This is a genomic window from Phenylobacterium sp. (assembly GCF_036501465.1).
In the GTDB taxonomy this organism is placed as follows: Bacteria; Pseudomonadota; Alphaproteobacteria; order Caulobacterales; family Caulobacteraceae; genus Phenylobacterium.
The window spans coordinates 1-14,135 of sequence record NZ_DASYAF010000094.1 but is presented as its reverse complement, the minus strand read 5'-3'; the positions used below and the strand labels follow the sequence as shown (position 1 = coordinate 14,135).

Below are 14,135 nucleotides of genomic sequence, written 5' to 3'. Positions count from 1 at the left end.
CCTCGTCGATCGGCGAGGGGCCGCCCTTGGCCGTCTTGGCGAGCTTGTCGACGAAGGCCTTCACCTGGCTGTCGGGCAGGGCGCCCATGAAGCCGTCCACCGGGCGGCCGTCCACGAAGGCGAACACCGCCGGGATCGACTGCACGCGCAACTGGCCCGCGTAGGCGGGGTTGGCGTCGATATCGACCTTGACCAGCTTCACCTTGCCCTTGGCGGCGGTGACCGCCTTTTCCAGGGCGGGGCCGAGCTGGCGGCAGGGGCCGCACCAGGTGGCCCAGAAGTCGACGATGACCGGGGTTTCGCGCGAGGCCTCGACCACGTCGGCCATGAAACTGGCGTCGGTGGCGTCCTTGATGAGGTCGGCGGGTGGCGGCGCGCCGGCGGTTTCGCCGATCAGGGTCATGGGGGCGCTCCTCGAAGTTCCAGGCTCAAACGTTTCGTCGCCCAAGATGGTCCCGCCCCCTGAAGCCTTCAACAGGCGAACGCTTCGACAGGGCGACGGCTTCAGCGCGGGCAGCGGCGGCGCCCCTTAGACCACCACCGCCATGGCGGCAAAGTCGACGATCAGCGGCGAAACCCCGACCGCGGCGAGGAAGGCGCGGAACCCGGCCTGGTCGACCCCGGTGGTGGCGGTGTTGGTCAGCGGGTGGAAGTTCACCCGCGCCGCCTCGGCCAGGACGCGGTCGAGGACAAACCGCACGCGATGGGCCGCACGGTCGTTGACCAGGGCGAAGGCGGTGACCGAGCCGGGCGTCACGCCCAGGGCCGCCTCCATCAGCGCCGGGCTTCCGAACGACAGCCGGGCCGAGCCGATCACGGAGTGCAGCCGCTTCAGGTCGATCACGGTGCGATCGGCCGCCGAGATCAGCCACAGCTGATCCTTCGCATCCTTCAGGAACAGGTTCTTGGTGTGGGCGCCGGGGATGGCGGCCTTGATCGCCTCGCCCTCGCCGACCCGGAACACCGCGGGATGGTCGATGGTCTCGTGGGCGACGCCCAGCCGGTCCAGCAGGGCGAAAAGGTCCGCGCGATTCAGCATGGCCCTTCGATTGCACGGGTCGGTTGCGGCCGCAAACCCGTGTGCCGTTTTGGATCAAAGCGCGTCCGCGCGAACAAGAGAGACTGGACCAATGAAGCTTCGCCTCCTGGCCCTGGCCGCTGCGGCCGCGACCACCTTCGCCGCGACCGGCGCGCTTGCCGATCAGGTGACCATCAGCGCCGTCGCCGGCGTGAACATCACCGATCCGCTGATCACCGACTTCAACAGCAGCGACGGCAACCTGATCATCGCCCCCGGCTACACCTTCGCCCAGGACGCCGGCGGCCTGTCGTTCATCCGTGACGGCGTCGGCGGCCTGCTGTCGGGCGTCAGCGCCCCGCCGCCGGCCGACAACGGCGTCGCGGGCTCGTTCTACGAGACCGTCGAAGGCGGCGGCTCGGCGACCCTGACGGCCGCTGCGAGCATCAGCAACTTCCAGTTCTACATGGGCTCGCCGGACAGCTTCAACAGCATGACCGTCGCCTTCGTGAACCCGAACCTGTCGCCGCTGGTGCTGAACGGCACGGCGATCTGGGGCGGCACGCCTCCCGGCAACGGCGACCAGTCGGAAGGCTTCACGGTCAGCTACCACTTCGATGCGCCGGTGAAGTCGATCACCTTCGCGTCCAACACCAACTCGTTCGAGTTCGACAAGCTGGCCGGCGGCGTGCCGGAACCGGCGAGCTGGGCTCTGATGATCCTGGGCTTCGGCGGCGCGGGCGCGATGGTGCGCAACCGTCGTCGCCAGACGGTCGCCGCGGCGGCCTAAGCCCGAACGACTTCGGGGGACGGGAGAGCCCTGGCCGGCGACGGCCAGGGCTTTTTCCGTGGGCGGGCCAGGCGCGCGACGGTCCTTGCGCGGGCGAAGGGCGCCAGCCTAAGGGTTCTGGCGAATTCGCCCCGAGACCGCCACGCGAGACCGTCCATGGAACTGGAGTGCTATCCGACCACCGAGCGCCCGCCGGAGATCGTGCCCGGCCGCCAGACGCGGGCCTGGATGGACGCCTTTCACGCCCGCCACGCCTACCGCTGCCTGCCGCTAAACATGGCCAACACCTCGGGCTGGGAGCTGCTCTGCCCGGTTGCCTTCACCGCCGAGTGGAACGGCGGCATCCACCAGCAGGACATCACGCTGAAGTCGGACTATCCCAGCCCGGACTTCCACCGCCTGGCCTCCAGCCACTTCAGCCACGGGGTGCTGACCCTGCATCCGGGCTATCTGTTCCGCACGCCGCCCGGCTGGTCGATGATGGCCATGGGCTCGCCGAACCACGTGAAGGACGGTATCCAGCCGCTGGCGGGCGTGATCGAGACCGACTGGCTGCCCTTCCCCTTCACCATGAACTGGCTGTTCACCCGGCCGGGCAAGGTGCGCTTCGAGAAGGGCGAGCCCTTCTGCTTCATCACCCTCTTCCAGGACAAGCCGCTGCACGAGATCCAGCCGGTGATCCGGCGGATGGATACGAACCCGGAACTGCGCCACCAGTACGACGTGTGGGAGAAGCATCGCAGCGACTTCAACCAGCGGATTTTCCGCAACGATCCGGAGGCCACCAAGGAGGCCTGGCAGCGCTATTACTTCAAGGGCGAATACCCCGAAGAGGTCGCCCCGGCGCGCGACGACCACATCAACAAGCGCCGCCTGAAAGAGCCCAGATTCGGCCGCTGAAACCTGTGCGCAAACGCCCATTGCAAAGGGCGGGGGCGTCTGCCATAAGCCGCCTCTCGAATTTTCGGGGCGAATATCGGCCTCGAGGAGCGCGGGCGTAGCTCAGTGGTAGAGCACAACCTTGCCAAGGTTGGGGTCGTGAGTTCGAATCTCATCGCCCGCTCCAAATTCCGCAATCATTGGTAGAAATCGCCGCTGAAGCGGCAGCTTGGGCGGGAATCGTCGCTGACAGCGTAAATCGACTCGCCCATTAGGCGAAACGACTCCCATCACGGTGAAGAAGGGGTTAATAGCCAAGTTGATGTAGGTCCGAGGACTGGCTCGGACGTTTGACCCCTGGGGGAAATGATGAACCTGAAGCTTCTTGGCGCGACCGCTGCGGTTGCGCTCGGCCTCACGGCCTCTTCGGCCTTCGCCGCTGAAATCGTCTCGATCACCGCGATCGCCGGAAACATCAACGACGGCATTCCGCTGATCACCGACTTCAACAGCACGGGCGGCACCGGCGCCGACAACAAGGGCGGCACGATCGACGACCTGAACCCGGCCTTCACCTTCACGCAGGACACGCCGTCGCTCGCCTACACCCGCGACGGCCACGCCGGCCTCGACTCGGGCGTCAGCGCTCCGCCGCCGGAAGACAATGGCGGTCCGGTCGGCTCGTTCTACGAAACCGTCCAAGGCGGCGGCTCGGCGACCCTGACCTCGCTGGTCGGCATCAGCGAGTTCAGCTTCTACATGGGCTCGCCTGACGACTTCAACCACGTCAAGCTGACCTTCTCGGGCGCTGGCGGCAGCCAGACCCTTGACGGCACGGCGATCTGGGGCGGCACGCCTCCCGGAAACGGCGACCAGTCGGAAGGCTTCACGGTCATCTACAAGTTCTCGCCGGACACCGTGAACACCATCAACTTCACCTCCGACAACAACGCCTTCGAGTTCGACACCCTGCGCGGTGGCGTTCCCGAGCCGGCCTCCTGGGCCCTGATGATCATGGGCTTCGGCGCCGCCGGCGCCATGATGCGCCGCCGCAAGGCCGTCATGGCCTAAGGCGCCGCGTCGGACCTTTCGGTCCGGACGACGAAACGAACCCTGGTCGCGGACCCCGCGGCCAGGGTTTTTTCGTGGCTGAGGCTGGGCTAGACCAGGGGCGACGCACCTCCCACGTCGCCTAGTCCTGAAGGCCGCCATGACCTACGATCCCGCGCTCGAAGCCCACGAGCATGCCGAACACGCCGAGCATGCGGCCCACGAGCATGACCCCTTCATCAACCTGGTCTCGATCACCGTCGCGGTGCTGGCGGTGCTGGCCGCCACGGTCGGCAGCCTGGAGACCATCGAGGCGGGCGGAGCGATCACCAGCGCCAGCGAAGCGGTGCTGGCGCAGGACAAGGCAACCGACGCTTGGGACGAGTACCAGGCCGACAGCCTGAAGAAGCACATCTATGGCATCGCCGCCGACGCGGGCGGCGCCAAGGCCGCGAAATACGCCGACACGGCCAAGGAGCAGACCGGCAAGCAGGCCGAGGTCAAGAAACAGGCCCAGGAGGACGAGACCGAGCGCGACAAGCTGCTGGCGGCCAGCCGCCAGCACGAACATCGCCACCACTGGCTGACGGCGGCGGCAACCCTGCTGGAGATCGGCATCGCCGTCTGCACCGTGGCGATCATCACCCGCAAGCGACCCTTCTGGCTGGGCTCGCTGGGCCTGGGCCTGGGCGGCCTGGCCCTGTTCGCGGTGGCGTTCCTGACCTGAGGCGTCAGGCTCCGCCGGTCGCCAGGCTCCAGCCGATCTTGCCCAGCGCCCCGAACAACAGGACCGCGACGGCCAGGGCCTGGACGATAAAGCCGGCCTCGCGCTTCTCGGCCGCCCGGACATAGCCCGTCTGGTACATGATCCGGCCAACGATCCACACCACGCCCAGGCCCGCGGCCACCAGCTCGCTCCAGTAGATGGCGAACAGCCACAGGCTGACCAGGAACATCGGCAGCCATTCCAGGGTGTTGTAGTGGGCCCGGATGGTGCGCTCGAGCAGCGGGTCGCCGGTCATGGCCGGGGCGGAGATCCCGGACTTGCGCCGCGCGCCGCCAGTCTGCAGCCCCATCCAGAAATAGGTCAGGAGCGCGAGCAGGGTGACCAGCGCCACCCACCGATGCTGCATCATCATTTGATCTTCCCCCGATAGGTCTCGACGGCGAACCGCGCTTCGCCTTGCGGCAGAGCTTGGCATGTAACGGGGTTCGACGGGAACCGGGGACGCGCGCTCGCCCGTTACGCTCCTATCGGCCACAGGAGGCGGCCATGCAGGTGGATTCAACAGCGATCCGCGAGATCGACTACGACCCGCAGCGCGCCAAGCTCCTGGTGCGCTTCGCGAGCGGCGAGCACTATGTCTACGTCGGCGTGCCGGGTGAGGTGCATCGCTCGTTCCTGGACGCGGAGTCCAAGGGCCGGTTCTTCCAGAGCGAGATCCGCGACCGCTACCCGTATAACCGGCTGGACGCCTGACCCGCCGGCGGCCTGATCCGCCGGCCTAGCCCTTGGGCTTGTCCGCCATCCGCTTGTCCCGCTGGGCCTTCACCCGCAGGCGCAGCGCATTGAGCTTGATGAAGCCCGCCGCGTCGCGGTGGTCGTAGGCCACGGCGCCTTCCTCGAAGGTGACCAGTTCCTGGTCGTAGAGCGAATAGGGACTGGTGCGGCCGATGACGGTGACATTGCCCTTGTAGAGCTTCACCCGCACCCGGCCCTCGACCATCCGCTGCGACAGGTCGATGGCAGCCTGCAGCATCTCCCGCTCGGGCGCGAACCAGAAGCCGTTGTAGATGAGCTGCGCATACTTCGGCATCAGCTCGTCCTTCAGGTGCATGGCGCCCCGGTCCAGGGTGATGCTCTCGATGCCCCGGTGCGCAGCGAGCAGGATCGTGCCGCCCGGGGTCTCGTAGACTCCGCGCGACTTCATGCCGACGAAGCGGTTCTCCACCAGGTCCAGGCGGCCGACGCCATTGTCGTGCCCGAGCTGGTTGAGCTTGGTGAGCAGGGCCGCGGGCGACAGCGCCTCGCCGTCGATGGCGACGGGATCGCCGCCCACGAAGTCCACCGTGAAGACCGTCGGCCTGTCCGGCGCGTCCTGCGGCGAGATGGTCCGCTGGTGGACGAACTCCGGCGCCTCGACGGACGGGTCCTCCAGCACCTTCCCCTCGGAGGAGGAGTGCAGCAGGTTGGCGTCGACGCTGAACGGGGCGTCGCCGCGCTTGTCCTTGGTGATCGGGATCTGGTGCTTCTCGGCGAAGTCCAGCAGGGCCTCGCGGCTCTTGAAATCCCACTCGCGCCACGGGGCCACGACGCGGATGTCGGGCTCCAGCGCATAGTAGGCCACCTCGAAGCGGACCTGGTCGTTGCCCTTGCCGGTCGCCCCGTGGGCCACGGCGTCGGCGCCGATCCTGCGCGCGATCTCGATCTGCTTCTTGGCGATCAGCGGCCGGGCGATCGAGGTGCCCAGGAGGTACTGGCCCTCATAGACCGTATTGGCGCGGAACATCGGGAAGACGTAGTCGCGCACGAACTCCTCGCGCACGTCCTCGACGAAGGCGTATTCCGGCTTCACGCCCAGGGTGATCGCCTTCTGGCGGGCGGGCTCGACCTCGCCGCCTTGGCCGAGGTCGGCGGTGAAGGTCGCGACCTCCGCGCCCAGCTCGGTCTGCAGCCATTTGACGATGGTGGAGCTATCGAGGCCGCCGGAATAGGCGAGCACGACTTTCTTGACGGGCTTGTCGGCCATGGCGCGGTTGCGTCCTGAAGGCTGGAGTCGAAGGGAGTTGCGCGCCTTTAAGGGCCAATGGGCGACGGGTTCAAGACCTAAGCGCCCCTTCGGCCTTGAGCTGGGCCATGACGGCGCGCAGCCAGCCCAGGTGGGCGAGGGTGGCCAGCGCCGCCAGCACGATCCGCACGCCGAACAGGATGAGCGCCATCTCCGGCGTCAGGCCAAGGCTGCGGACGCCGGCGAGCAGGAACAGGCTGGCCAGGAAGGCGACGCCCGGCGCGGCCGAGAGCGCCAGGTTGCGCCGGGCGCGCGGGCTGCCCGCCCGGCCCGGCTGCAGGGGGACGAGGGTCGCCGCGTCCATCCGGTTCCAGGCCGCGCGCGAGGCGCCGGCCATCAGCGCCAACGCAAGGATCCAGACGGCGTCGCCCAGGTAGATCAGCACGGTGAGCAGCATCTAGACGGTAACCTGGGTCCCGAGCTCGACCACCCGTCCAGGTGGGATCTTGTAGAAGTCGGTGGGGTTGGCCGCGTTCTTCATCAGGAAGATGAACAGCTTGTCCTGCCATAGCGGCATGCCCGACTGCGCCGAGGGCACGATCGAGCGGCGGCCAAGGAAGAAGCTGGTCGCCATGATGTCGAACTTCAGGCCCTGGCGGCGGCAGAGCGCCAGCGCCTTGGGCAGGTTCGGGCTTTCCATGAAGCCGTAGGTGACGATGATCTTCTTGAAGTCGTCGTTCACCGGCTCGATGCGGATGCGGCTGTCGTCGAGAACGCGCGGGGTCTCGGCGGTCTCGATGGTCAGCACGATGTTCTTCTCGTGCAGCACCTTGTTGTGCTTGAGGTTGTGCATCAGGGCCACCGGGGCCATCGAGGCGTCCGAGGTCAGGAAGATCGCCGTGCCGGGCGCCCGGTGCGGGGCGCGGGCCTTGAGGATCTCCGACAGCTCGAGCAGGGGCACGCTGTCGCGCCGGGTCTTTTCGGTGAGGATCTGGGCGCCGCGGGTCCAGGTCCACATCACCGCGATCAGCGAGGCGCCCAGCACCAGCGGCAGCCAGGCGCCGTCGGGAATCTTCAGCAGGTTCGAGGAGATGAAGGTGATGTCCAGCACGCCGAAGCCGCTGGAGGCGGCGATCGCCTGCCACAGCGGCCGCTTCCACATCCAGCGCACGATGACGAAGAACAGCAGGGTGTCGACGAACATCGCCCCGGTGACCGCGATCCCATAGGCGGCGGCCAGGTTGTCGGACTTCTGGAACACGAACAGCAGCACCAGCACCCCGATCATCAGGAAGTTGTTGACCTGCGGCACATAGATCTGGCCGGCCTGGGTCTCCGAGGTCCGCAGGATCGAGATGCGCGGGAACAAGCCCAGCTGCACCGCCTGCTGGGTCAGCGAGAAGGCCCCGGTGATCACCGCCTGGCTGGCGATGATGGCGGCGAGGGTGGCCAGGATCAGCACCGGCCAATAGATCGCCTGCGGGATCATCCGGTAGAACGGGTCCACATGCGCCGCCGGATGGTGCAGCACCACCGCGCCCTGGCCCAGGTAGTTGAGCAGCAGGGCCGGCAGCACCATGATCAGCCAGGCCGCGCGGATCGGGTTGCGACCGAAGTGGCCCATGTCGGCGTAGAGCGCCTCGGCGCCGGTGACCGCCAGGAACACGCTGCCCAGCACCACGAAGCCCAGGAAGCCGTTGTCGATCAGGAAGATCACCCCGTAGTGCGGCGACAGCGCCCGGAAGATCGTCGGGTCGTCGGCGATGTGGTAGACGCCCAGCCCGGCCAGCACCAGGAACCACAGGGCGCAGATCGGGCCGAAGAACTTGGCCACGCTGGCCGTGCCGCGGGCCTGGACCAGGAACAGGGCGATCAGGATGCCGGCGGCGACCGGCACGACCAGCTTGGCGATCTCGTGCGGTGCGCCGGGGGCGTCGCGCACCCCCTCCACGGCCGAGAGCACGGTCATGGCCGGCGTGATGATCCCGTCGCCGTAGAACAGCGCCGCCCCGGCCATCCCCAGCAGCAGCACCCAGCCGGACCGTCGCGGCACGATGCGCTGGGCCAGTGCCATCAGCGCCAGGGTTCCGCCCTCGCCCTTGTTGTCGGCCCGCATCAAGAACACGACGTACTTGACCGTGACGATCAGGATCAGCGCCCAGGTCACCAGCGAGACGACGCCCAGCACCGAAAGGGTAGGGTCGATGTCGGAGCGCGCGTGGCGCAGCGCCTCGCGCATGGCGTAGAGCGGGCTCGTGCCGATGTCGCCGAACACCACGCCCATGGAGCCGAGCGCCAGGGCGAAGAAGGTCTCACGATGCGGGGAGTGATGCGACTCCTCGGGCGCCTCTGGGGCGCCGCCGGCCGTATCCGCCATCCAATATCTCCGGGAGCGTAAGCAAGCTCCCTTGGGCGGCCCGATGCCGTCTCGCGGCCGGCGCGATACACCCAAACCCAAGCCCGTTCAATGCGGCGCAGCCGTCGCGCGCCACAAAGGCGCCGCTTTTCCTTGAACGTCCGGCCGAGCGCCCTAGTTTCCCCCCAGAAGTGCGTGGAGGCGGGGAATGGATCGCAGACTGGCGCTGGTCACCGGCGCGTCGGCCGGGATCGGCGCGGCCTTCGCCCGTATCCTGGCCAGCCACGGTTACGACCTGGCGCTGACCGCGCGCCGCGCCGACCGGCTCTCCAAGCTCGCCGAGGAGGTCTCGCTGCGCTACGGCGTCGAGGCGTTGACGGTCACCGCCGACCTCAGCGAGGCCGAGGCGCCGGGCCAGATCCTCGACTTCCTGACCGCCCACGGCCGCACGGTGGACGTTCTGGTCAACAACGCCGGCTACGGCCTGCCGGGCGCCTACGCCGACACCCGCTGGGCCGACCAGCGGGCGGTGATCCAGGTGATGGTCACCGCGCCGTCGGAACTGGCGCACCGGGTGCTGCCGGGCATGCTGCACCGCAAGTTCGGGCGGATCGTCAACGTCGCCTCCCTGGCCGGCCTCGCGCCCGGCGCGGCGGGGCACACCCTCTATGGCGCGGTGAAGGCGTTCATGGTGCGCTTTTCCCAGAGCCTGCACCTGGAGACGGAGGGCCAGGGGGTGCATGTGAGCGCGCTCTGCCCCGGCTTCACCTATTCCGAATTCCACGACGTGGCGGGCACGCGGGCCCAGATCACCCAGTCCACGCCGCCCTGGCTGTGGCTGGGGGCCGACGAGGTGGCCGCCGCCGGCTACGAGGCGGTGGAGGCCAACCGGCCGATCTGCGTCCCCGGCGCGCCCAACAAGGCGATCGCCGCGGCGATCAAGCTGATCCCAGACGACTGGGCGCTGGCGCTCATGGCTTCGCAGGGACCGCGCTTCCGGAAGACGTAGCGGCGTAAGGCGCGGCGGCCTCGGGGCGGATCAGGCCATGGGTGGAATCGGCGATCCCGGCCAGCAGGAACTGCACCGCCATGGCGCAGAGGATTAGCCCCAGCACGCGGACGATCACCGACAGGCCGATCTTGCCGACCACCCGGCTGATCAGAGGCGTGGCCAGGAACGACAGCAAGGTGGCGACCGACACCGCCACGATGGCCCCCACGCCGAGCGCCGCGCCGGGCAGGCCGTATTCCCGCGCCTGGCTGGCGTAGATGATCACCGTGGAGATCGCGCCGGGGCCGATCAGCAGCGGCATGGCGAAGGGCACGATCAGCCGCTCAATGTGGCGGCGGACATAGGAGCTGTCGCCCTCGCCGGCCTCGGCCGCGTCGGCGAAGCCGGCGGTGAAGTCGTCGTTGACCATCTTCAGGCCCAGGATGAACAGGATCACCCCGCCGGCGATGCGGAAGGCCGGTAGCGAGATGCCGAAGAAGGCCAGCACCGCCAGGCCCGAGAAGTAGAAGAAGGTCAGGAAGCCCATCACGAACAGCGAGATCACGAAGGCGATCTGCACGCGTTCGCGGCTGGTGGCGCCGGCCGTGGAGGCCAGGAACACTGGCACGTTGCCGATCGGGTCGAGCAGCGCGAACAGGGCGACGAAGAAGTTGACCGCGAAGTCCCAATGGATCATGCGAAGGTCTTAGCCCAAATCGCTGCGCCCGCCGAACCGCCGGCGCGCGCCCTCCTGCTCGGAGCCTTCGCCATGGCCGAAGCCGCGCTCGCAGACGCCGCCAAAAACGCCTCTGGCAAAGCGGACCCCCGACTGATCGTCCCGCTGGACGTGCCCACCGTCGAGGAGGCCCGCGCCCTGGCCGAGCGGCTGGGCGATGCGGTCAGCTTCTACAAGGTTGGCCTGGAACTGTTCGCCACCGGCGAAGGCATGACCCTGGCGCGCGAGCTGAAGGCGCGCGGCAAGCAGGTGTTCATCGACTGGAAACTGCACGACATCGGCACGACGGTGCAGCGGTCGGCCGCGGTGCTGGCAGGCTCGGGTTGCGACTTCGTGACGGTGCATGGTGAGCCGCAGGTGATGGCCGCGGCCGTGCGGGGGCGCGGCGGCTCGGGCCTGAAGATCCTGGCGGTGACGGTGCTCACCAGCCTGTCCGACGGCGACCTGCCGGAACTGGGCTATGGCGGCACGGTCCGCGCCCTGGTCGAGCGGCGCATCCACCAGGCGATCGCCGCCGGCTGCGACGGGGTGATCTCCAGCCCGCACGAGGCCGCCCTGGCCCGCGCGCTCGGCGGCAAGGACTTCCTGGTGGTGACGCCGGGGGTGCGGCCGGACTGGTCGGCCAAAAACGACCAGGCCCGCGCCATGACCCCGCTGGAGGCGCTGGGCGCCGGGGCCTCGCACATCGTCTGTGGCCGGCCGATCACCGCCGCCAACGACCCGCAGGCCGCGGCGCTGCGGGTCGCCGCGGAGATGGCGCAGGCGGGGTAGCGGCCCGGCTAGAAGTCGACCGCGATGCCCCTGCGCTCCCAGTCGCCGAAGCGGGTGGGTTCGGGACCCTTGGGGCCGCCCTGTTCGCCGGTAGCGGCGGCCTGCGCCTCGGCGGCCTTGCGCGCGGCGGCTTCTTCCAGGGCGCGGCGGGCGGCCGGGGTCAGGGCCTTGCCGGGAGCGGCGCTAGGGAGATCGGCTGTCATGGGCTAAATCTAGGCGCAAAGGTTGAACGGACCAAGGCGACGACCCGGTCCGGGCCTGTTTCGGGGGAAACGCAGATGAACCGACTGTCTCTGGCCTTCTTCACCACCGGCGCGCTCTGCGTCATGACTGGCATGATCTGGGGCATGATCATGGGGTCGCACGGGGACTTCACGCTCGCGCCGGCCCACGCCCACCTGAACCTGGTCGGCTGGGCCAGCCTGGCGTTGATGGGGACCTTCTATGCGCTGAGCGGCAAGGGCGGGCGGCTGGGCTGGCTCAACTACGGGCTCTCCACCGCCGGCGTGCTGGTGATGATCCCGGCGCTGGTGGTCTTGCTGTCGGGCGGCAAGTCGGCCGAGCCGGCGGTGATCGCGGGCTCGGTCCTGGCGGCGCTGGGCATGGCGACCTTCCTTTTCGTGGTGCTTTCGTCCTGGCGGGACGCCAAGCCGGCCTGACGGCCCGACGATCTGGGGGCTTGCACCGGCGGCCCGATAGGGGCACGCCGCGCACCGTGACCGATCCTTCGCCTTCCGACGCCCCGTCGGGCGTTTCCGGCCTGCCGGCCCGCGCCGCCGCCCTCGACCTGCTCGCCGCTGCGCTGTCCGGCCGTTCCGGCCTGGATGAGGGCCTGAGCCATTCCTCGTTGGCGGCGCTTGCGGCGCGCGACCGGGCCTTCGCCCGGGCCCTGGTTATGGCGGCCCTGCGCCACCTCGGCCCGATCGACGCGGCCCTGCAGGCGCGGCTGAAGAAGCCACCGCCGGAGCGGGTGGTGAACGTGCTGCGCCTGGGCCTGGCGCAGCTGGCCGTGCTGAACACCGCGCCGCACGCCGCGGTCGGCGCCTCGGTAGACCTGGTCGCCAAGCAGAAGGGCGGCGAGACCTTCAAGGGCCTGGTCAACGCCGTGCTGCGCGGCTTCACCCGCGAGCCCGTGGTGCTGGACGATGCGGACCTCTTGGCGCCGTCTTGGCTCTACGCCCGCTGGCGCGCGGCCTTCGGGGTCGAGGCGGCGCGGGCCATCGCCGCCGCCATCGCCGCTGAGCCGGCCACCGACCTCTCATTCAAGGACCCGGCCCGCGCCGCCGCCCTGGCCGCCGAGCTGGACGGCGAGGTCCTGCCGGGCGGAAGCCTGCGGACCGAGCGCCGGGGCGACGTGGCGGCCTGGCCGGGTTTCGCCGAGGGCGACTGGTGGGTGCAGGACGCCTCGGCGGCGATCCCGGCGCGGCTGCTGGGCGTGGGCCCGGGGCAGGGCGTGCTCGACCTCTGCGCCGCGCCGGGCGGCAAGACCCTGCAGCTCGCCGCGACCGGGGCGGCCGTCACCGCGGTGGACCGCTCGCCCCAGCGGCTGAAGCGCCTGGCCGAGAACCTGGCGCGCACCGGCCTCTCCGCCGAGACCGTGGGGGTCGACGCGGCGACCTGGCCCGACAAGCGGACCTTCGACGCCGTCCTGCTGGACGCGCCCTGCTCGGCCACCGGCACCTTCCGGCGCCACCCGGACGTGCTGTGGGCCGCCAAGCCATCGGATGTGGCCGGCCTCGCCGCCGTCCAGGCGCGGCTGCTGGACGCCGCCGTCAGCCGCCTGAAGCCCGGGGGGCGGCTGGTCTATTGCGTCTGTTCCCTGGAGCCGGAGGAGGGCGAGGGCCAGGTCGAAGGCGTGCTGGCGCGTCATCCCGGCCTGGCGCTGGAGCCCGTCGCGGCCGGCGAAGGCGGGACGCCGGCGGCCAGCGTGAGGGCGGACGGCGCGCTGCGCATCCTGCCGCAGCACCTGAACGGCGGGACCGACGGGTTCTATGTGGCGCGGTTGCGGAAGAGCTAAGGGTCAGGAAGTCGCCAGGCTGCGGCTTAATTCTCATGGCGGCCAGTTTGCCTTGGGGTCCGGGCTTCTCAAGGACCGGCCGGAGGCCGGCCGCGCGGCGGCGGCGCAAGGCGCCGTCCTTGACAAGCCCGGACCCCAAGGCTCGCATCAACCATGGGATTTAGGGCGGGGTCTCATCTTCGATGATCGCGGCGGGCGCCCTTGCGCTGATGCTCATGGCGCCGAGCCAACTCGGCGACTTCCGCCATGGTGCCGATCCGGACCTTCGGAAGCTGGCCGGCCTGCCGAAGGATGTTCGCGTCCATATCGACCGGGCGATCAACTGCGGCCACTGGGCCGGCGAAGAGCCCTACGACGCCGCGCGTCGGCGCGAGATCGAGCGTGCTTTGCGGTCCCTGCATTGCGAGGTGTTCGACGCGGAAGCCAAGCGTCTGCGCCGCAAGTATGCGGCCTCTCCGGACATGCTGGCCCTGATGAAGCAGTATGAAGAGGAACCCGAATAGCCGCCTCTTCGCGTTGAAGCCCAATCAGTTTAAGTCCGCGCCATGGCCCGCACGCCGATCATCGCGCCCTCGATCCTGTCGGCCGACTTCGCCAAGCTCGGCGAGGAAGTCGAGGCGGTGCAGGCGGCCGGCGCGGACTGGCTGCACGTGGACGTCATGGACGGTCACTTCGTGCCCAACATCACCATCGGCCCCGATGTGGTGAAGGCGGTGAAGCGGCACGCCCAGGTCCCGCTCGATGTCCACCTGATGATCGCGCCGGCCGATCCCTACCTGGAGGCGTTCCGCGAGGCCG

Annotated in this window: 18 protein-coding genes, 1 tRNA gene and 1 pseudogene; 12 read left to right on the top strand and 8 right to left on the bottom strand. The window is 69.1% G+C overall.

What is annotated here, in order from left to right; genetic code table 11:
* A partial coding sequence (locus VGL85_RS10325) for a thioredoxin family protein (protein WP_331588764.1) occupies window positions 1-403 on the bottom strand: 403 nt, incomplete at its 3' end.
* A gap of 126 nt (window positions 404-529) precedes the next feature.
* Entirely contained in the window at window positions 530-1,039 is a 510-nt protein-coding gene (locus VGL85_RS10320) for a prolyl-tRNA synthetase associated domain-containing protein (protein WP_331588762.1), read from the bottom strand.
* A gap of 91 nt (window positions 1,040-1,130) precedes the next feature.
* Between VGL85_RS10320 and VGL85_RS10315 the strand changes: the two genes are divergently transcribed.
* The 5 genes from VGL85_RS10315 (at window position 1,131) to VGL85_RS10295 (ending at window position 4,464) form a co-directional block, all read left to right on the top strand.
* On the top strand, window positions 1,131-1,808 hold the full coding sequence (locus VGL85_RS10315; protein ID WP_331588760.1) for a PEPxxWA-CTERM sorting domain-containing protein: 678 nt from the start codon (window positions 1,131-1,133) through the stop codon (window positions 1,806-1,808).
* Window positions 1,809-1,964: 156 nt separating this feature from the next.
* Window positions 1,965-2,708 (top strand): DUF6065 family protein, encoded by a 744-nt coding sequence (locus tag VGL85_RS10310; protein WP_331588758.1) that lies wholly within the window; start codon window positions 1,965-1,967, stop codon window positions 2,706-2,708.
* Between the two features lie 91 nt (window positions 2,709-2,799).
* A tRNA-Gly gene (locus VGL85_RS10305) sits at window positions 2,800-2,874 on the top strand.
* A gap of 182 nt (window positions 2,875-3,056) precedes the next feature.
* Window positions 3,057-3,758 carry a PEPxxWA-CTERM sorting domain-containing protein gene (locus VGL85_RS10300; RefSeq protein ID WP_331588756.1) on the top strand — a complete coding sequence of 234 codons (702 nt, stop codon included), beginning with the start codon at window positions 3,057-3,059 and terminating at the stop codon, window positions 3,756-3,758.
* Between the two features lie 139 nt (window positions 3,759-3,897).
* On the top strand, window positions 3,898-4,464 hold the full coding sequence (locus VGL85_RS10295; RefSeq protein ID WP_331588754.1) for a DUF4337 family protein: 567 nt from the start codon (window positions 3,898-3,900) through the stop codon (window positions 4,462-4,464).
* Between the two features lie 4 nt (window positions 4,465-4,468).
* Here the strand turns inward: VGL85_RS10295 and VGL85_RS10290 are convergent, their stop codons facing one another.
* Entirely contained in the window at window positions 4,469-4,873 is a 405-nt protein-coding gene (locus VGL85_RS10290; RefSeq protein ID WP_331588752.1) for an MAPEG family protein, read from the bottom strand.
* Between the two features lie 137 nt (window positions 4,874-5,010).
* On the opposite strand from VGL85_RS10290, the gene VGL85_RS10285 reads away from it, so the two are divergent.
* The gene (locus VGL85_RS10285; protein WP_331588750.1) at window positions 5,011-5,217 is read left to right on the top strand and encodes a KTSC domain-containing protein; all 207 of its coding nucleotides are present in this window, start codon (window positions 5,011-5,013) and stop codon (window positions 5,215-5,217) included.
* Window positions 5,218-5,242: 25 nt separating this feature from the next.
* On the opposite strand, the pseudogene VGL85_RS10280 reads toward VGL85_RS10285, so the two are convergent.
* The 3 genes and pseudogenes from VGL85_RS10280 to VGL85_RS10270 all read right to left on the bottom strand — a co-directional run.
* Window positions 5,243-6,493, bottom strand: a pseudogene (locus VGL85_RS10280) (argininosuccinate synthase); the annotation flags it as partial.
* Between the two features lie 64 nt (window positions 6,494-6,557).
* Window positions 6,558-6,923 (bottom strand): hypothetical protein, encoded by a 366-nt coding sequence (locus tag VGL85_RS10275; protein WP_331588748.1) that lies wholly within the window; start codon window positions 6,921-6,923, stop codon window positions 6,558-6,560.
* Complete coding sequence (locus VGL85_RS10270; protein WP_331588746.1) at window positions 6,924-8,843, bottom strand: potassium transporter Kup; 1,920 nt, start codon at window positions 8,841-8,843, stop codon at window positions 6,924-6,926.
* A gap of 187 nt (window positions 8,844-9,030) precedes the next feature.
* Here VGL85_RS10270 and VGL85_RS10265 point away from each other — a divergent pair, with 187 nt between their 5' ends.
* Window positions 9,031-9,831, top strand: coding sequence for an SDR family oxidoreductase (locus tag VGL85_RS10265; protein ID WP_331588744.1), 801 nt, complete (start codon window positions 9,031-9,033; stop codon window positions 9,829-9,831).
* Here the strand turns inward: VGL85_RS10265 and VGL85_RS10260 are convergent.
* The gene (locus VGL85_RS10260; protein WP_331588742.1) at window positions 9,794-10,510 is read right to left on the bottom strand and encodes a MarC family protein; all 717 of its coding nucleotides are present in this window, start codon (window positions 10,508-10,510) and stop codon (window positions 9,794-9,796) included. The genes VGL85_RS10265 and VGL85_RS10260 overlap by 38 nt on opposite strands.
* 72 nt (window positions 10,511-10,582) lie before the next feature.
* On the opposite strand from VGL85_RS10260, the gene pyrF reads away from it, so the two are divergent.
* Window positions 10,583-11,320, top strand: a complete 738-nt coding sequence (gene pyrF, locus VGL85_RS10255) for an orotidine-5'-phosphate decarboxylase (RefSeq protein WP_331588740.1) — start codon at window positions 10,583-10,585, stop codon at window positions 11,318-11,320.
* Between the two features lie 8 nt (window positions 11,321-11,328).
* Here the strand turns inward: pyrF and VGL85_RS10250 are convergent, their stop codons facing one another.
* Window positions 11,329-11,523: a succinate dehydrogenase assembly factor 4 gene (locus tag VGL85_RS10250; protein WP_331588738.1), complete on the bottom strand. Its 195-nt coding sequence runs from the start codon at window positions 11,521-11,523 to the stop codon at window positions 11,329-11,331.
* A 75-nt stretch (window positions 11,524-11,598) separates the two neighbouring features.
* On the opposite strand from VGL85_RS10250, the gene VGL85_RS10245 reads away from it, so the two are divergent.
* The 4 genes from VGL85_RS10245 to VGL85_RS10230 all read left to right on the top strand — a co-directional run.
* Complete coding sequence (locus tag VGL85_RS10245) at window positions 11,599-11,979, top strand: hypothetical protein (RefSeq protein WP_331588736.1); 381 nt, start codon at window positions 11,599-11,601, stop codon at window positions 11,977-11,979.
* A 56-nt stretch (window positions 11,980-12,035) separates the two neighbouring features.
* Window positions 12,036-13,337 carry an RsmB/NOP family class I SAM-dependent RNA methyltransferase gene (locus tag VGL85_RS10240; RefSeq protein ID WP_331588734.1) on the top strand — a complete coding sequence of 434 codons (1,302 nt, stop codon included), beginning with the start codon at window positions 12,036-12,038 and terminating at the stop codon, window positions 13,335-13,337.
* A 182-nt stretch (window positions 13,338-13,519) separates the two neighbouring features.
* Window positions 13,520-13,840, top strand: coding sequence for a hypothetical protein (locus tag VGL85_RS10235; RefSeq protein ID WP_331588732.1), 321 nt, complete (start codon window positions 13,520-13,522; stop codon window positions 13,838-13,840).
* 42 nt (window positions 13,841-13,882) lie between these two features.
* The coding region (locus VGL85_RS10230; RefSeq protein ID WP_414695225.1) for a ribulose-phosphate 3-epimerase at window positions 13,883-14,135 on the top strand (253 nt) is incomplete at its 3' end.